This is a genomic window from Gammaproteobacteria bacterium (genome assembly GCA_036381015.1).
GTDB lineage: Bacteria > Pseudomonadota > Gammaproteobacteria > Steroidobacterales > Rariloculaceae > ZC4RG20.
Genome location: DASVDR010000005.1, coordinates 1 through 17,105, shown reverse-complemented (window position 1 = coordinate 17,105; position 17,105 = coordinate 1). Strand labels below are relative to the sequence as shown.

The window sequence follows — 17,105 nt, the reverse complement described above, 5'->3', positions numbered from 1 at the left end:
GGATGCGGCGCCGCCTCAATCGGGCAGCGCGAACACGTTGATCGAGTTGCCTTGGTGCTCGGGCACGTCCACGCCGCCGGCCTCCGCGAGCGCACGGGGCGAGCCGAACACGCCTTCGGCATTGACGACCGCGACGTACTGCTTGCCGTCTACGGCATACGTGATCGTGCTCGTTTGGACGGTGGCCCCGAGCGGCTCGGACTCCCAGAGGATCTCGCCGGTCTCGGCGTCGAAGGCGCGCAGGACCTGCGTAATGTCGCCCCAGAACACCAATCCGCCGGCGGTCGCGAGCACCGCGCCGTTGCCGGCCGCGCGCCCCTCGTGCAGGCGATGGATCTCGCCGGTCGTCATGTCGATGCGTGCAAGCCCGGCGAACTTCGCCTGGTCGGCGCCCGGCCGGAGCGCGCCGATGCGCCTCTCGCCGGCGCCGCCCGGCACCGCGCGCGTCATGTCGAGGCAATGGTCGACGTAGGGCACGTAGAGCGAGTTCAGCCCCGGGTGGTAGGCCGTCGGCCAGTAGCTGCGAGTGTTCCAGAAGCAGACGATGCTGCGCTTGCCGGGCTCGTCGAGGATGAGCTCACGATTGATGTGCGTGACGCCGGTCTCGACGTCGATGTCGGAAATGATGAAGTGCTCGGTGTCGTACGGAAACGGAGTCGCCCAAATGAACTCGCCCGTCTCGCGATCGTTCACCCAGATGCCGCCGCCCTCGCCGACCGTGACGACGACGTCGCGCTCGACGCCCTTCGGGACGTTCGGATTGATCCATTTGACGAAGCGCGGATCCGGATCGATGACGGTCCGGATCAGCATCTTCTCCTGATTGATGTCCATGTCCCAGTCGTCGCCCGGAAGGTGCTGGTAGTACCAAACGAGCTCGCCGGTATCCGGCCGAAGCGCGACCGTGGAGTTGCTGTAGAGATCGGCGGGCGCGTGCGTCGGAATCGCGTACGGATCGCCGCCGTGGCGGGCGGCGCGCGTGTTCGGCATCGGATTCGAGATGCCCCAAAAGAGGAGCCGCCGCATCGGGTCGTACGTGCCGGGCAGGCCCCACGTGGACGCGCGCCGGCCGCTCACGGGCGCGCCGCCCCACGATTCGTCGCCCGGCTCCCCTTCGGCCGGCGTCGTGTAGAAACGCCAGACCTCCTCACCGGTGATCGCATCGTGCGCCGCGATGTAGCAATTTTCCCGAGCGCTGTTGCACGTGCGGCCCGAGATCACTTTGCCGTCGACGACGATCGCGCCCGAGGTATGCGTCTCGGGCGTGACGGGCGTGCGCCAGCGCACCTCCCCGGTCCTCGCGTCCAGCGCGACGATCGGGCTCGGCTCGCCGCGCGGCGCCGGGGCCGTGAAGTAGATCATGTCGTCGTAGATCGCGAGCGCCTTGATCCTCGACGACGAATTGCCCGGAGGCGCGTACTCCCAGATGAGCTCGCCGGTGGCCGCATCGAGCGCCAATACGCCGCTCGAGCGGTCTCGGTCGCCCGGCGTCGAGAGATACATCACGCCGCGGTAGACGATCGGGATGACCTCGACGACGCCTTCGGGCAACGCCTTGTGCCAGACGCGCTCGAGCTGCGCGACGTTCCCGCGATGGATCTGGTCGAGGGGGCTGAAGCGCCGGGCGTCGTACGTGCGGCTGTACATCAGCCAGTCGGCCGGGTCCGGATTCTCGAGGATCTCGTCGGTAACCGGGACGAAGCGGCTGTTTGCGGCCGCCGTCTTCGCTGCCGGCGAGCCGTCCTCCGCTCGGCCCGTGCCTTGAGCGTAGGCGCTGCCGAGCGCGCCGAGCGCCGCCGCGACCACCGTGAAGCGCCCGAGCGCCGCCGTTACGGCGGAGACGTGCTCCCCGCCAATCGATCGTCTGTTCGCCATTCGCGCTGCCGTCCGTCGTCCCCCCGGCTCCGCGGATCATGTTCGCCTCCAAGACGCGGCCAATGCAACCTGCCCGCGGCTTCCCGCCCCGGCCGGGGCCGGGTGAAACCGAAGCGCCGCTCGACCGTGTCTAGCTGAAGGAGGGCCAAATGTCCGGATTCGGCAGTATGTCGTTCATCTTCAGCGAATCCGAGTGGGAATGGATCGATCGGCGCGCGTATCGACTGGCCCTCGAGACCGGTCAGCCGATGCCGTTCGCGAGAGCCGAGGCCATCGCCGAGCTCCGCAGGCTGCGGAGCCGGCCGAAAGCGGAAGTCATCGAGCTTGCGGAGCGCCGTCCGAGGGCGAGCCGGCGGCGGGCGCCCTGAATCCTCGGATCGTCCAGAGCAGAATTGGCTGAGCGGCCCCCTCCCTTCCGTGTGCTGTTGTGTCCGCTCCTCCGGGGGCCGCTCAGCCAGCCTATCGCGCGGCGCCCCCGCAGATGGCCATCGTGACGCCGGCCGGGCTGCCCGCGGCTTCGCGGTCCCGGTCCGCTAAGCGGCCTCGGCGCGCGCGCGAATCCCGGCCAGCAGCTTCGCGAACGAATCCGCGAACGCGTCGACGCCTTCGCGCTCGAGCGTGGCGGTGACGTCGTCATAGTCGACTCCGACCTTCGCGACCTCGTCGAAGAGCGCCTTGGCCTCGTCGACGCCTTCCTCGAGCGTCGCGCGGACGCGGCCGTGATCCTGGAACGCGCGAATCGTCTTCTCGGGCAGCGTGTTAACCGTCTCCGGCCCGATCAGCTCCTCGACGTACATCACGTCGGAGTATGCGGGGTTCTTCGTCGACGTGGATGCCCACAGGCAGCGTTGCGTGACGGCGCCCTTCGAGGCGAGGAATTCCCACCGCTCCCCGGAGAAGATCTCCGTGTAGCGCCGGTACGCGAGCTTTGCATTCGCGACCGCGAGCTTCCCCTTCAGCCGCTCGTGACCGCCGATCGCGTCGAGCCGGCGGTCGGTCTCGGTGTCGACGCGCGACACGAAGAAGCTCGCCACCGACGCGACGCGTGACGCGTCGCCGCCGGCCGCAACGAGCCGCTCCAGGCCCCGAATGTAGGCCTCGGCCACCTCCTCGTAGCGGGTCAACGAGAAAATCAGCGTGACGTTGATGGATTTGCCAGCCGCGATCATGTCCTCGATCGCGGGCAGGCCCGGTTTCGTCGCCGGGATCTTCACGAACAGATTCGGGCGGTCGATCAACGCGTGCAGGCGCGCGGCTTCCGCCGTGGTCCCTTCGGTATCGTAGGCGAGCGACGGGTCGACCTCGATGGAAACGTAACCGTCGCGCTGCGTGCCGCCCGGCCGGCCGCCCGATGCTCCAGCCGGCGGCCCCGCATCGTAAACGGGACGCAGCACGTCGCAGGCCTCGCCGACATCGACGGCAGCGAGGCGCAGGAAAATCTCCTTCGCTTCGCGCGTCTCCGCGAGGGTCTTGCGAATCTGCTCGTCGTAACCGCCGCCCGACGAGATGGCTTTTTCGAAGATCGTGGGATTCGAGGTCACGCCGACGACGGCGTCCTCGCGCATCATTCGCTCGAGCTCGCCGGATCGAATCAGCTCGCGCGAGAGGTAATCGATCCACACGCTCTGACCGTAATCGGCGAGCTGCTGTAACGGAGTTTTCGTCATGGCTGCTCCTGGCTGTGCGCTCTCTTCCGTGAAGCGAGAATACAGGATCGGCCGGATGCCGATCCGCTCATGCCCCGCGGCGCCCGAGAAGCGAGCGCGCGCGCACCGCCGCGTTCTCCGGCGTGAAGCCGAGCTTCTCGAGCACCGTCGCGCCCGGGGCGGACGCACCGAAGCGATCGATCGAGAGCGAATCGCCCGCATCTCCCACCCAGCGCTCCCAGCCGAGCGACACACCGGCTTCGATCGCGAGCCGCGCGCGAGTTTCCGGCGGCAGCACCGAGTCGCGATACTCGCGCGGCTGCGCTTCGAAAAGCTCCCAGCACGGCATCGATACGACGCGCACGGCAATGCCGTCGGCGGCCAGCCGCTTGCCGGCCTCGAGCGCGACCCAGACCTCCGAGCCCGTCGCGAGCAGCAGCAGATCGAGCGCGCGGCGGCCGCCCTCGCGGCTGTCCCACAGCACGTACGCGCCCCTCTCGAGGCCCGAGGGTTCGGCCACCGTGCGCCGGTCGAGCACGGGCACGGCCTGGCGCGTCAGCAGGATCGCGACCGGTCCTTCCGCGCGCTCGAGCGCGACCTTCCACGCGAACGTCGTCTCGTTCGCGTCCGCGGGACGAATCACCCACAAGTTCGGTATCGCGCGGAGCGACATGCACTGCTCGACCGGCTGGTGCGTCGGGCCGTCCTCGCCGAGCCCGACCGAATCGTGCGTGAACACCCAGACGACGGGCAGACGCATCAGCGCCGAGAGACGCAAGGCCGGGCGCATGTAGTCGCTGAAGATCAGGAACGTCGAGCCGAACGGCTTCACGATGCCGCCGTGCAGCGCGAGCCCGTTCACGATCGCGCCCATCGCGTGCTCGCGCACGCCGAACGGCACGTTGCGCCCGGCATAGCGTCGGCCGAACATACCGGCGCCTTCGAACGCCGTCTTCGTCGACTCGACGAGATCGGCCGCGCCCCCGATCATCGTCGGGGCATGGCGCTGAAACGCCTGCATCACCTTCCCGCCCGCCGCCCGCGTCGCGATCTTCGCTTGCTCGGCCGGCTGGAAGCGCGGCAGAGCTTCGGCCCAGCCGGGCGACAGCTTTCCGGTATGCACGAGGTCCCACTCCTCCGCGAGCGACGGGAAGGCGGCCCGCCAGGCCGAGAACCGCGACATCCACTCGTCCTCGAGGCGCTGGCCTTTCGCGACGACGTTCATGTGCTCGGCCACTTCCGGGGGCACGACGAAGCGCGCTTCCGGATCGAAGCCGAGTATCTGCTTCGTGGCCTTGACCTCGTCCTCGCCGAGCGGCGCACCGTGCGCCTTCGCGGTGTCCTGTGCGTGCGGCGCCGGGTACGCGATATGGCTGCGCACGCAAATCAACGACGGGCGGTCGATCTCGTCGACCGCAGCGCCGAATGCCGCTTCGAGCGCGGCCAGATTGTTGACGTCCTCGACCCGCTGCACGTGCCAGCCCTGCGCCTCGAGGCGCCGCGCCTTGTCCTCCCGATCCCACGACAGCGCCGTAGTGCCGTCGATCGTGATGCGGTTGTCGTCATACAGCACGGTGAGCTTGCCGAGCCCGAACGCGCCGGCGAGCGAAGCCGCCTCCTGCGACACGCCTTCCATCAGGTCGCCGTCGGACGCGATCACGAAAACGCGGTGGTTCACGATCTCGTGGCCCGGGCGGTTGTAACGCTGAGCGAGCAGGCGCTCGGCCATCGCCATTCCGACGGCGTTCGCAAAGCCTTGGCCGAGAGGCCCCGTCGTCGTCTCGACGCCCGGCGTCAGGAAATGCTCCGGATGTCCCGGCGTCAGCGACTCCCATTGCCGGAAGCGCTTCAGCTCGTCGAGCGAGAGGTTGTAGCCGCAGAGGTGCAGCGTCGTGTACTGCAGGATGCACGCGTGGCCGGCCGAAAGCACGAATCGATCGCGGCCCGGCCACTGCGGGTTCGACGGGCTGATGCGCATCACATTGCGGTAGAGCTGATACGCCGCCGGCGCGAGCGCCATCGCCGTGCCGGGATGGCCGGAGCTCGCCTGCTGGACCGCGTCCATCGACAGCACGCGGATCGTGTCGATCGCGCGCCGCGTCACGTCTGCGCTGCTCGTGCCGCTCATGTCTCCACCGTCGTGATCGTGATCTTCGGTCCGCTCCCGCATTCGGTCGGCCCGCGCGGTACCGCTCGAGCGCGCGCTCGCTCGAGCCCCGGGACGGTCTGCAATCGACGTGCCAAGCCGCCCCGCAATCTCGCTCGATCACACGACTACGAGCGGCGCCGACATTCGCTCACTCGAGGTCGGAAAGACGGCTCGGCGGCACGCCGGAGCCGCCGTGATCGTCCTCCTGCTCCGGGAAGGCCGCGCCCATGCGGCAGGCGCGCGCTCCGGGGTTCTTCGGCGCGACGCGCTCCGATCGCTGCTGCGCCGGCCCGTGCATCTCCACGAGATTGAACGCCGTGTTCACGAGCCCGACGTGCGAGAAGCCTTGCGGAAAGTTGCCGAGCAGGCGTTTCGCCACGGGATCGTACTCCTCCGCGAGCAGCCCGAGGTCGTTGCGTACGTCGAGCAGCCGTTGGAACAGCGCGCTCGCGTCGTCCAGGCGGCCGAGCATCGCGTATGCATCGGCCAGCCAGAACGAGCATGCGAGAAAGGCGCCCTCCTTGCCGCCGACGCCGTCATCGACCTGCTCCGTGGAGTAGCGCAGCACGAAGCCGTCCTCCATGAGCTCGCGCTCGATGGCGGCCACGGTGCCGACGAAGCGGGGATCGTCGGCAGGCAGGAAGCCGACCTGCGGCATCAGAAGCAGCGAGGCGTCGAGCGCCTCGCCGCCGTAGTGCTGAACGAAAGTGTTGCGCCGCGCGTCGTAGCCGTTCTGCAGAATGTCGTCGCGGATCTCGTCGCGCACGGCGCGCCACCGCTCCACTGAGCCGGAAAGCCCGAAGCGCTCGCAGGACTTCACCGCACGGTCGAACGCCACCCAGCACATCATCCGGGAATGCGTGAACGCGCGCTGCGGCCCGCGCACCTCCCAGATGCCGTGATCGAGCTCGCACCAGACCTTCTCGACGTGCCGAAGCAGGACCTTCTGCATGCGCCAGGCCTCGTCGAGCGGGCTGAGATCCGCTTCGCGCGCTGCGTGGAGCACGTCCATGAGCTCGCCGTAGACGTCGAGCTGCCGTTGCTCGACCGCCCGATTGCCGATGCGGACCGGGCGGCTGTTCTCGTAGCCCGGCAGCCACGGCACGACGTTCTCGGGCAGCCAGCGCTCGCCGGCGATGCCGAACATGATGTGCAGCTGCTCCGGATGACCGGCCGCCGCCCGCAGCAACCAGCGCCGCCACGCCCCGGCTTCCTCGCGATAGCCGGCGTTGAGCAGCGCGTAGAGGGTGAGTGTCGAGTCCCGAATCCAGCAGTAGCGGTAATCCCAGTTGCGCTCACCGCCGATCGTCTCCGGCAGCGAGGTCGTGGGTGCCGCGACGATACCGCCGGTCGGCTGGAACGTCAGGAGCTTCAGCGTGATCAGCGAGCGAGTCACCGCGTCGCACCAGCCGCTGTCGGAGCATTCGAACCGGCACCGCTTCGACCACTCCCGCCACGCCGACACCGTCGTCTCGAGGCTCTCCTGGTGGTCCGGGACGAAGTGAGGCGTTCGATGCGACGGATGATACGAGAGCTTGAACGGTACGCTCTCGCCTTCGCGCACCGTGAACGACGCGAGCGTCTTCATGTCCCGCCCTTCGAGCGGCACGTTCGTGTGCAGCTCGATCGCGTCGGGTCCGGCCACGGCGCTCATGCCGTAATCCCGCCGGCGCACCCATGGCACCGCCTGCCCGTGGTTGAACCGCAGGACCAGCTCCATGCCGAGCGTCATCTCCCCGTGCAGCCCCCGCACGATCCGGACGACGTCGACCTTGCCTTCGTCCTCGGTGAGCGGCATGAAGTCCGTCAACGAGACCGCACCGGCGTCGGTCTCGAAGCACGTCTCGAGCACGGCCGTGCCGGGAAGATAGCGACGCGACGTCCGAAAGCCCGGCTGCGCAGGCGCGATCTGCCAGCGCCCGTGCTCCGGGCCGCCGAGCAGCGCGGCGAAGCACGCGGCCGAGTCGAAATGCGGCAGGCACAGCCAATCGATCGAGCCGTCGCGAGCGACGAGCGCAGCCGAGACCATGTTGCCGATGAGGCCGTAGTCCTCGAGCGGCTTCGAGGTCGTGCTGTTTCCGAGCGCGCTCATCGCTGACCGCCTACTTAACCCCACGCCGCTTGGACGATCAACCGGCTCCATGGACGGCAGCGGCCGCGAATCCGTCTCCACGGAAGGCCGAGCACGCCGGCGGCGTCGTGGCCGCAGCCGCGATCGCGTCGGCGCCGTCATCGCAACCCTTTGTCTCTCTTGGGCCGCGCTGCCTTCCGTCGCAGGCGACGATCATCCTGTAGCCCGCTGTCAATAGGGGGCACTACCCCTGGTCTCGAGCGGGCGCTCGCGCCGAACATTTCCTCTTATCCCCCGACCCCTTCCGTTCCCGAGAACGGTTAAAGCATAGGAATCAACCAAGCGTCCGAGACGAAGGAGCGTCCCGGCGGCCTTCGCATCACGCCGCGGCGGCGACGGACGCCACCGCTGCCGGAGATCGTCTCTGATGAGAACCCAATGGTTCGCATACGCCCTCTGTCTTTGTGCCGTGTCGTCGCCGGCACAGGACGTTGCGTTGCCGCTGACGGGCGACGCCTACGTGAACGCCTTGCAGCCCAGCCGCAATTACGGTGCGGACACGCGCATCGTCGTGCACAACTATGGCCCGAAGGAGGGCCTGGTGCAGTTCGACGCCGCAACCATCGCCGGCGCGGACGTTTCGCAAGCCACGTTGCGTCTATTTCTCGCCGATGCTCTCGCGCGCGGAACGGTGCTCGTTCATGCAGTGAATTCCTCGTGGAGCGAGAGTTCCGTGAGCTTCTCGACGACACCGCCGGTCGAGAGCACTGCGGTCGGCAGCGTGACGTTCGCATTGGAGGACGTCGGCAGCACAGTGAGCATCGACGTCACCGAGACCGTGCAGAAGTGGGCGGACGGCGCTCTGCCTGCCGCCGGATTCCTGCTGACGACCTCAGAGCCGATCCGGGCCGTCTTCGACACGAAGGAGAGCTCGGGAGGCGCTCATCCCACGCTCGATGTGACGGTGGCCGACAGCGGCCCGCGCCCTCCTCGGAATAGGGTCACGCACGTGCTCGATCTCTCGGCTATTCCGGCCGTCATCGACGAGCCGGGAATTTACGTGCTCGACAGGGACTGGAGCTTCGGGATGGAAGTGCCGATCGGCAGCACCTTGATCGAGATCGTCGCCGATGGCGTGCTGCTCGACCTGCGCGGGTTCAGGGTCTCACAAGGGTTCGAGGGCTTCGGCATCCGTATCGAAGGCAATGCGGTTACGGTGCGGAACGGCAGCCTCTCAGCCGTGAGCGAAGGCATCATCATCGCCGGCGGCGGGAGAGCCACGACGATCGAGGATCTGCATGTCGCCGGCGGCGGCCGCGGCGGCATCGAGCTCGGTGGCCCCAATGCCACGGTGGCCCGGATTACGACTTCGGCCTCTCAGCTATTGGTCGCCGGGCCGGGCTCCGTCGTCAAGCAAAATACTCTCGACTGCTTATCGGATTGCGTGGAGCTCGGCGAAAGCGTGCGGATGATGGGCAACTTCATGACGAGCGACTCGGGTGGAATCATCTCGATCCAGGGTAACGGCAACCTGTTGACGAGCAACACGGTGATCACGTCCGGATTCTCGGCCCTGTTGATACACGGCGACGCCAATATCGTGGCCGACAACGTGCTCGTGCCGATGGCGGGGGTTCAGGCGGGAAACGCGATCACGGTCCAAGGGACACGTAATATCTTGCGCGGCAACCTCGCGGCGCCCGACGGCGAAGGCGCGTCCTGGACCGCCGGGATCGAGTTCCAGCAGGACGGCAACTTCTTCGGCGACAACCAAGTGGCCGCGACGGTGCCGTTCGATCTCGGCGGCACGGTTCAAACCGATTGGGGCGACAACATAGGCTTCTGAGCTGCGCCGCGCCGACCGGTGTCGCGCGCGCTGCTCGCGAGCAACGGGGCCGCTACGGGCGCTGCCGGTCCGTGACCGGGCCGGCGGCGCGCGGGAGCGCCGCGCGGCGCGATCTCCTCAGGAAAGAGCACGCGCCGAGCAGGCCGAGCCACGCGAGCATCATGCCGGCGACGGCGACGAAAGCGGCGTAGAGCGGGCCGCCGATGCGCGCGGAGTGGATCGGGTAGAGGGCGTGGTTGATCCGGAGGCCGAGCCCGAAGCGCGTGGCGTCCGCGTGCTGCACGACGCGCCGCGCCGCCGGGTCGTAGGTCAACGTCGAGCGCCCGTTGGGATGCCACTCGGCGGGCTGCCGGTAGCGCACGACGGCGAATCCACCGGGCGCGGGCCAGCTGGCGATGCGCGCGACGCCTTCGGGGAAGAGGCGGCGGCCTTCGTCGAAGAGGTCGCGCCAGTCGACGCGCGGCTCTCCGGCATCGGCATCGGCGGTGCTCGCCGGTGCCGGCAAAGGCGGCTCCGCCGTGGCGCCGAAGAGGCGCTCGAGCACGGCGACCGTCGGCGCATCGAAAATCATCATCGAGCCGCTCATGCACAAGATCACGAGCGGCACGGCTGCCCAGACGCCCGTGTCGCGATGCGTGCCGAGCAGCTCGCGCCGATCGCCCGAGCGCGGCACGAAGCGGCGGCGATAGCTCCGGCGCGCGGGCCACCAGATCACGACGCCGGAAAGCGCGAGCGCGGTCCCGACGAGCCCGAGCCAGCCGGCGGCTGCTTCGCCGGCCGGTCCCGCAAGCAGCTTGAAGTGCAGATCGAGGAGCCAGTCCTCGAGCCTGCCGTTCTTCGGCCAGCGATCGACGACGGCTCCGGTGCCGTCGAGGTACGCGCCCCCGCCATCGGCGAGGTAAATACGATGCACGCCGAGGTCGGGCGTCGCGAACTTCACGGCTTCGATCCGGTCGGCGCCGAACGCCTCCTCCGCGGCCTCCGCCACGCGCGCGAGCGCCGGGTCGTCGAGGGCTACCGTATCCCGCGCGCCGGGCACCGTGAGGCGGATCCAGTCGTCCTTGAACACGAGCAGCGCACCGCTCGCGCCGATCACGGCCAGCACGAGGCTCGCCGCAAGCCCGGCCCACGCGTGCACAGCCGCCCAGTGCCGGACCTGGATTACGCGCATTCGGTGCCGAACATGCGTTACGTGCGGTCGGTGCCGGACCTGCATTCAGCCGTCAGAACGACCCGGTCCAGCGCACCGTCATCGTCCGGCCGCGTCCCGCGAAGTAATCGTCCAGGCCGAACGTCGCGGACTGCGAGTAGTACGTGACGAACTGCTCGTCGAGGAGGTTCTGCACTGCGAAGTCGAGGCGCCCGCGGCCCTCGAGCTCCCATCCGACGACGGCGTCGACGACGGAATAGCCGTCGAAGTCCGTCTCCGTGCCGGCATCGTCGAAGCGGCGATCCAAGAACGTGCTCGACTGCACGCGCAGATTCAGTCGATCGTGCGGGCTCCATTCGGCGTAGGCATTCAGCCTGTCGGGGCTCACGTTGACGCCGGAGAGGTCCGTGTCGACCGAGCCGTCGCCGTCCGCGTCGTAGACGCCGTCGATCCGCGCGTAGTTGAAGCCGATGCCGAGCGCGTCGGACACGGCGAACGCGACCGCGAGCTCGACACCGTCGATCTCGGTGCGCTCGCGCATCACCGAGAAGATGCCGTCCACGTCCGCTTGCAAGCGCTGCCCGAAGTCCGACTCCGACTGAAAGTAGGCGATGTCGCCGGACCAGCGTGCGGTGCTCCACTTGAGCCCCGCCTCGACGTTATCGGCGACGATCGGCTCGAGATTCAGCAGCGTGTCGACGTCTGCTCCCGGGGTCGCGACGGCGCGGAGCACGCGGCCGACGTCCGGCACCGTGAAGCCCTCGGCGAACGACGCGTAGACCGTCACGGCGTCCGTCGCGTCGAAGCTCACTCCGACATTCACGAGGTTCTCGTCGAACTCGGGCGAGCCGCCCTGCACGGTCTGCCCGCCGGCTCCCGCGAGCGTCACGAAAGTGTCGGCCTCGAGCGCCATCATTTCCCGGCGAACGCCCGCGGACAGGTGAAGCCGGTCGCCGGCAAGCGCCTGCCGCGCCTGCACGAACGGCGCGAGCGATCGGAACTGCGTTTCCGGCACCCACAAGCGGCCGGTATGGATCAGCTCTTGAAATGTCTTGTCCTCGAGGTAATCGAGGCCGGCAGTCACCCCGAAGCCGGGTGCGAGAAGATCCTCGCCGGTGTACGCGACCTTCACCCCGCGCTTCTCGGAATTGTTCGCGGACTGGTCGAAGAGCTGGCCGCTCGGATCGAGCTCCGGGTCCTGAAAGATCGCGAACCGGCCGCCGCCGAAGACTGCAGTGAAATCCTGGAAGTACAGCTGCGCGTCGACGCTTCCCGCCGCGAGCTCGTGGCTCACGCTGAAGGACGCGGTTTGCACGTCGTTCACGGGAGGGTCGCCCTCGAACGAGCCCCGCTCCGACGAGGTCGGGATGCCGAGCGAGCGGTCGCCCGGCAACGGTACGTAGTCGCCGTCGCCGTCGAGCTCGAAGTCGTTCAGCATCAGCTCGGCGCGCGTGCGGTCGCCGAGCTGCCATCCGAGCTTCGCGAACAGGTTCAACGACTCGGAGTCCTGAATGTCGCCCTGAACATTGTCGACGCCGATTCGGCGGCCGGCGGCGTCGTAGAACGCGCCGCGCCGCTCCGCGGCGATGCTCGCCACGAGATCGACGTCGTCCCATTGCCGGATCGTCGTGATGCTCGTCCTGAAACCGTTGCCGTCGCTCTCGCCGGAGCCGGCGACCGTGGCCCCGACCTCGTACCGGGTGCCTTCGCCGCTCGCGGCGCTGCGGGTGATGTAGTTCACGATGCCGCCCGTCGCCCCGATGCCCTGGATCGCGTTCGCGCCGTAGAGCACCTCGACGCGCTCGATGACGGCGGGGTCGAGCGTGAAGCCGTCGCGCGAGCCGTTGCGGAGCGGATTCGATTGCGGCACGCCGTCGATCATGTACAGCGGCTCGCGCCCGCGCATGCTTTCGCCGAAGCCGGAAAGCTTCTGGCGAGTCGGCGAGAAGCTCGGCACCCTGGTGCCGACCGCGTCGAGCGTGCTCGTGGAGATCGCAAGCTGCTCGGCGAGATCCTCCCGATCGATCAGCGTCACGCGGTTAGGCAACGCGGCGGCGGGCTCCGTGGATCGCGCGGCCTTTACGACGACTTCCTCGAGCCCTCGCGAGCCCTCCTGTGCCTGGGCGACACGTTCGGCCGCGCCGGCGGCCAGCACGACTCCGAGCGCGATCGCGAGGTGACGGCTTCCCTGCCCCATTCGAGCCCTCCGTTGGCATGCAAATGCGAACGCTTATTATTTGCAAATCGCAACGGCGCGCAAGCCCCGCCCGGCCGGGGGGTTGCAGTCGAAGGGCCGGGCCGCGACCCCGCGATCCGCTATGGGCGGCCCGTGCCCGCTCCTCCGGCCGCGGAGCCGATCCTCGATGCGCCGCTCGCCGCAGCGCTCACTCCGCCGGGGCCAGGTCGCTCGTGCTGAGGGCGGGCGGCCTGCCGGTGACCGGATTCGCGTAGTGGAACGGCAGCTCGTAAACGTTCGGGAACATCTCGAACACGAACGTCGGCGGGCCGTCCGGCGGATAGTTTTCGCTCGGGCCGGGCAGGCGCCGGCCGGGGCTGTGCGCCCATCCGCCGTCATAGCTCGCCGTCCACGTGTTGAAGGCATGCACCTTGCTGAACTTCCAGACGCCGTCTTCCTTCACCGCCTCGTTCTCGTAGACGGCGGCACCGAGCGAAGGCCGGCCGCCGAAATTGAGCTGTTGAAGCATCCGCGCCCTGATCTTCGCGCTGCGCCCGTCGGGCGCGACGTGAATCACGTGCTGCATCTGGATGTGATTGCCGAGCCGGCCTTCCACGGGACCCTCGGCGCCGAAGGCGGCGAACAGAAAACCGCGCACGCGTTCGCGGCCCCGATAGACACCGCGTTGCGCGAGCTCCATCGAGCCTTCTTCCGCGAAGAGGTCGGCGAGGTCGTTCCACAGATTCTTGTCGAGGTAGTAGCCGTACGCGTTCTCGAGATTGTCGAGCTCGTGATAGTCCTTCACGCGCGCGACGAGACGCTCGGCCTCGCTCACGAGCGCGAGCACGTCGGCCGCGCCGCCCGCGGCATCCGCGCCCGCAACGGCTGAGGCATCGGCGTCCGTAACGGCTGAAGCATCGGCGTCCCTAAAGGCTGAAACATCGGCCGCCGAGTCGGCCGCGGCATCGGCGGCCTCGCCGCTCGCGGCATCGGCGGCCGAAGCCGCGGCGGTATCGGCGGCCGCGCCCGCGGCGGCATCAGCGGCCGCGCCGCTCCGGCTTCCTACCGGCGGGAACACGGCATCGATCGGGGCGCTCGGCCGGCCGGCGCCCGGCGGATAAACCGGCGGCTCCCCCGTGACCGGATTCAAGTAGTGGTACGGCGGGATGTGGGCGTTCGGATAAATCGCATAGACGTCGGTCGGCGGCCGATCGGGCGGAAGCTCCGCGCTGACGCCGGGCGCCGGCTGCGCATCCTTCGCCCAGCCAAGGCCGTAGTCCGTTATGAACGTCGGGTAGAAGTGCAGCGACTGGATCTTCCAGACGCCATCCTCCTTCACGAAAGTGTTCTCGTAGACACCCGCGCTCCACCACCCGCGGCCTTCGTAGACGCCGGTCATCGCAAGCTCGCGGCTGCGCGCTTTCGCCGTGCGGCCGTCCGGGGCGACGGTGACGACGGGCTGGAGCTGGACGTGGTCGTTCAAGACCCCGTCCTCGAGACCGGCGGGGCCGAGCAGATCGAGGAATGCGCGGATCCGCTCCTTACCGACGTAGACGCCGCGGAGCCCCATTTCGATCGTGCCGTCGTCGGCGAACAGGTCCGCGACTTGATCCCAGCTGCGGCGGTCGCGGTAGTAGCCGTAGATCTCGATGAGGTTCTCGATCTCCTGCTCGTCGGCGAGCCGCCGCGCTCGCCGCGCGAGGTCGGCCGCGCGCGCTTCGACGCTCGCGCGGACCGCCGATTCGGCAGCGGCGGCGCCCGTCGTCCACGCGACAACGTTCGAGCCGGTTCCCAAGTTCTCGTAGTGGAACGGCGCGATGCACGCTTCGGGGAACCCTTCGCACGGCATGTTGCGCTCGCGATCGGGCGGATGCGCCAGATTGCGCCGCGCGCGCGATTCGCGGGGCTGCTCCGGCACGACCCAGCCCGTCTCGTACGGCGCACCGAAGCCTGCGTAGTAGTCGAGCGTGCGGATCTTCCACACGCCGTCCTCCTTCACGTACGTCATGTTGTAGACGCCTTCGGCCCACGTCGCGCCGCCCCCGAAATGGCCGAACATCGCGAGCGCCCGCCAGCGGCCATGAGCGGTTTCGCCGCCCGGATCGAGGTGCACGACGGGCTGGATGTTCAGATGGTCGTAGAGGCGTCCGTAGCCGAGACCGACCTCGCCCATCTCGCCGCCGCCGACGTTCATGAAGAGGTGCCGCCTGATGCTTTCCTTGCCGATGAAGACGCCGGCCGGATAGTTCGCGACGGCATCGTCGGCGAAGAGCTCGGCCACGTCGGCCCACATGCCCTTGTCGACGTAGTACCCGTAGATGCGCTGCAGGCGCTTGACAGCGCTCAGGTTCTCCGCGCTTTGAATCTCGGCCTCCAGGCGATCGAGGCGGGCATCGAGGCCGGCGTCCTTGGGCTGCGCGAGCGCGGGCCGAAGCGCGGCCGCCGCGACGCAAATAAAGAGCACGAAAGCCCTGGCGAGCGTCGATGCCATCAGCGTTCCCCCCTCTTTGCTCGGCGCGGGACCGCTCCCGCGCGCGTCCGCGCGGCGCCGCCATCCGATGGCCGAAAGCGACGCGCCGATCCCGGGAGCCAACCCCGGCTCAGCGAATCTCCGCCGCCTTTCGCGCGCCGCCCGTCAGCTGTCGACGAGATCCAGGAACTGCCACTTCTTGCCTTCGGCCAGCCCCGCGAGCTCTCGCCCGATCGTCGCATACACCGGCGGGGACGACGTGATGTGCTGCGTGCCGGCGTGCATGTCGCGGAACAGCCGCTGGAGCGTTCCGGAGCGCAGCGCCGCGGTACCGGCCGCCTTGTAGGCGAACATGGCCGCATGGTGCGACGACCACGTGGAGTGCGCGAGCGCGAGGCGGATCAGCGTATGCTGCCTCACGGAAAGCTTGTCCCCGCGATCTAGCGTCTCCTTCACGTCGTTCCACGTCTCGTAGACGAGCGCCCGCGCGGAGCGGTAGACCGCTTCGGCGTTCGCGTATTGCTCCTGGAAGCTCGCGCTGTCGGCGAGCGTGCCGCGTCTCGCGGCCTTCTGCCGAACCAGCTCGCCGAGCTCGTCGAGGATGCGTCGGCCGATGCCGCACGCCCAGCCGGAGTGGCAAATCGCCGCGAAGCCGATGATGCCGAGCGTGTAGAGGCTGCCGCCGCGGCGCGGCTCCTCGGTGACCGCGAAGTGCGTATAGGCCTCCGGCACGTGCACGGACTCGATCGTGTAATCGATGCTGCCGGTGGCGCGCAGCCCGAGCACGTCCCAATTGTCGATCAGCGTGGCCTGCTCCACCGGCAGCACGAAGATCCGCGGTTCCCCCGTGCCTTCGATGATGCCGAGCGTGTGGATGTGCGTGCCGTGCTTGATGCCGGATGCGAAGCTCCACGAGCCGCTCAGGAGAAAGCCGCCGTCGTGCGGCACGGCTTTGCCCGGCCGCGTGCCCTGGCCTGCGATGACCGGCAAGCGGGCGCCGCTGAAAAGCTCCTCCACGGCTTCGTCGCCGAGGTACGCGGCGCCCGTGCCGATCGCGAGAGCCGAAGCCATCAGCACCCAGCCCGCGGACGGGTCGCCGTACGAAAGATTCTCGATGACGCGGAGGGAAGAGACCACGTCGAGCTCGTGTCCGCCGCGAACCGAGCGCGGGACCCACATGCCGTAGAGTCCCTCGCGATGCAGCGCCTCCACGACGGGCTCCGCGAGCTGACCGTGCTCGTCGCCGAACTCCGCATGCTCGCGCGCGATCTCCGCGACGCGCCGTGCGCGCTCGGGAAGATCCGGCTGCGCCGCCTCGCTGTTGCTCACCATCCCAGGGCTCCTCCTCGTGCTGAACCTCTTGAACCGCGATTTTGCCCGAATCGTGCCCAAAAATGGTGTCTGACACGATTTTCGCAAAAAAGATGAGCGGCCGAAGCGGCGACCAGCCGCGCGCGAAGAGGGGCTCCGAAGGAGTCCGTCCCAGTAGCGACGCGCCTACGACGGGCCGACGGCCCGCCGCAGCCGTTTCAATGCACCGGCTCCGCCGCCGGCGCCTGCGCGCCCTGCTGTGCCTCGTCTGCCGCGAGCCAGCGCCGCGCGAAGTACATGAAGCCGAGCGCCGTGAGCTTCATCACGACGGCATAGACGAGCGGCACGACGAAAAACTCCTCGTTGCCGAGCAGCGTCAGCATCACGAGCGACGCGAGGCTGATGTTCTGC

The 17,105-nt window shown here is 68.5% G+C and carries 11 protein-coding genes; 2 read left to right on the top strand and 9 right to left on the bottom strand.

Annotated features, from left to right (window positions below; translation table 11 throughout):
- Nucleotides 1–15 precede the first annotated feature (15 nt).
- Nucleotides 16–1,875 (bottom strand): PQQ-binding-like beta-propeller repeat protein, encoded by a 1,860-nt coding sequence (locus VF329_00870; protein HEX7079552.1) that lies wholly within the window; start codon nt 1,873–1,875, stop codon nt 16–18.
- Between the two features lie 149 nt (nt 1,876–2,024).
- Here VF329_00870 and VF329_00865 point away from each other — a divergent pair, with 149 nt between their 5' ends.
- Nucleotides 2,025–2,243, top strand: coding sequence for a hypothetical protein (locus tag VF329_00865; protein HEX7079551.1), 219 nt, complete (start codon nt 2,025–2,027; stop codon nt 2,241–2,243).
- A 165-nt stretch (nt 2,244–2,408) separates the two neighbouring features.
- Here VF329_00865 and tal read toward each other — a convergent pair whose 3' ends face one another.
- The 3 genes from tal to VF329_00850 form a co-directional block, all read right to left on the bottom strand.
- On the bottom strand, nt 2,409–3,542 hold the full coding sequence (gene tal / locus VF329_00860; GenBank protein ID HEX7079550.1) for a transaldolase: 1,134 nt from the start codon (nt 3,540–3,542) through the stop codon (nt 2,409–2,411).
- Nucleotides 3,543–3,609: 67 nt separating this feature from the next.
- Entirely contained in the window at nt 3,610–5,649 is a 2,040-nt protein-coding gene (gene tkt / locus VF329_00855) for a transketolase (protein HEX7079549.1), read from the bottom strand.
- A 169-nt stretch (nt 5,650–5,818) separates the two neighbouring features.
- Entirely contained in the window at nt 5,819–7,762 is a 1,944-nt protein-coding gene (locus tag VF329_00850; GenBank protein HEX7079548.1) for a glycoside hydrolase family 15 protein, read from the bottom strand.
- Nucleotides 7,763–8,168: 406 nt separating this feature from the next.
- Between VF329_00850 and VF329_00845 the strand changes: the two genes are divergently transcribed.
- Entirely contained in the window at nt 8,169–9,587 is a 1,419-nt protein-coding gene (locus VF329_00845) for a DNRLRE domain-containing protein (GenBank protein HEX7079547.1), read from the top strand.
- 52 nt (nt 9,588–9,639) lie between these two features.
- On the opposite strand, the gene VF329_00840 is transcribed toward VF329_00845, so the two are convergent.
- The 5 genes from VF329_00840 to VF329_00820 all read right to left on the bottom strand — a co-directional run.
- Entirely contained in the window at nt 9,640–10,758 is a 1,119-nt protein-coding gene (locus VF329_00840) for a PepSY-associated TM helix domain-containing protein (protein HEX7079546.1), read from the bottom strand.
- A 52-nt stretch (nt 10,759–10,810) separates the two neighbouring features.
- On the bottom strand, nt 10,811–12,934 hold the full coding sequence (locus VF329_00835) for a TonB-dependent receptor (GenBank protein ID HEX7079545.1): 2,124 nt from the start codon (nt 12,932–12,934) through the stop codon (nt 10,811–10,813).
- Between the two features lie 187 nt (nt 12,935–13,121).
- Entirely contained in the window at nt 13,122–15,404 is a 2,283-nt protein-coding gene (locus VF329_00830) for a nuclear transport factor 2 family protein (protein HEX7079544.1), read from the bottom strand.
- Nucleotides 15,405–15,548: 144 nt separating this feature from the next.
- Nucleotides 15,549–16,715, bottom strand: a complete 1,167-nt coding sequence (locus VF329_00825; GenBank protein HEX7079543.1) for an acyl-CoA dehydrogenase family protein — start codon at nt 16,713–16,715, stop codon at nt 15,549–15,551.
- Between the two features lie 197 nt (nt 16,716–16,912).
- The coding region (locus VF329_00820; GenBank protein ID HEX7079542.1) for a hypothetical protein at nt 16,913–17,105 on the bottom strand (193 nt) is incomplete at its 5' end.

What these genes read in the sequence shown, in the direction of transcription:
- VF329_00845 (HEX7079547.1), top strand. Translation starts at nt 8,169, where the DNA reads ATGAGAACCCAATGGTTCGCATACGCCCTCTGTCTTTGTGCCGTGTCG.
- VF329_00850 (HEX7079548.1), bottom strand. Translation starts at nt 7,762, where the DNA reads ATGAGCGCGCTCGGAAACAGCACGACCTCGAAGCCGCTCGAGGACTAC.
- VF329_00825 (HEX7079543.1), bottom strand. Translation starts at nt 16,715, where the DNA reads ATGGTGAGCAACAGCGAGGCGGCGCAGCCGGATCTTCCCGAGCGCGCA.
- VF329_00870 (HEX7079552.1), bottom strand. Translation starts at nt 1,875, where the DNA reads ATGGCGAACAGACGATCGATTGGCGGGGAGCACGTCTCCGCCGTAACG.
- VF329_00835 (HEX7079545.1), bottom strand. Translation starts at nt 12,934, where the DNA reads ATGGGGCAGGGAAGCCGTCACCTCGCGATCGCGCTCGGAGTCGTGCTG.
- VF329_00865 (HEX7079551.1), top strand. Translation starts at nt 2,025, where the DNA reads ATGTCCGGATTCGGCAGTATGTCGTTCATCTTCAGCGAATCCGAGTGG.
- tal (HEX7079550.1), bottom strand. Translation starts at nt 3,542, where the DNA reads ATGACGAAAACTCCGTTACAGCAGCTCGCCGATTACGGTCAGAGCGTG.
- VF329_00830 (HEX7079544.1), bottom strand. Translation starts at nt 15,404, where the DNA reads ATGGCATCGACGCTCGCCAGGGCTTTCGTGCTCTTTATTTGCGTCGCG.
- tkt (HEX7079549.1), bottom strand. Translation starts at nt 5,649, where the DNA reads ATGAGCGGCACGAGCAGCGCAGACGTGACGCGGCGCGCGATCGACACG.
- VF329_00840 (HEX7079546.1), bottom strand. Translation starts at nt 10,758, where the DNA reads ATGCGCGTAATCCAGGTCCGGCACTGGGCGGCTGTGCACGCGTGGGCC.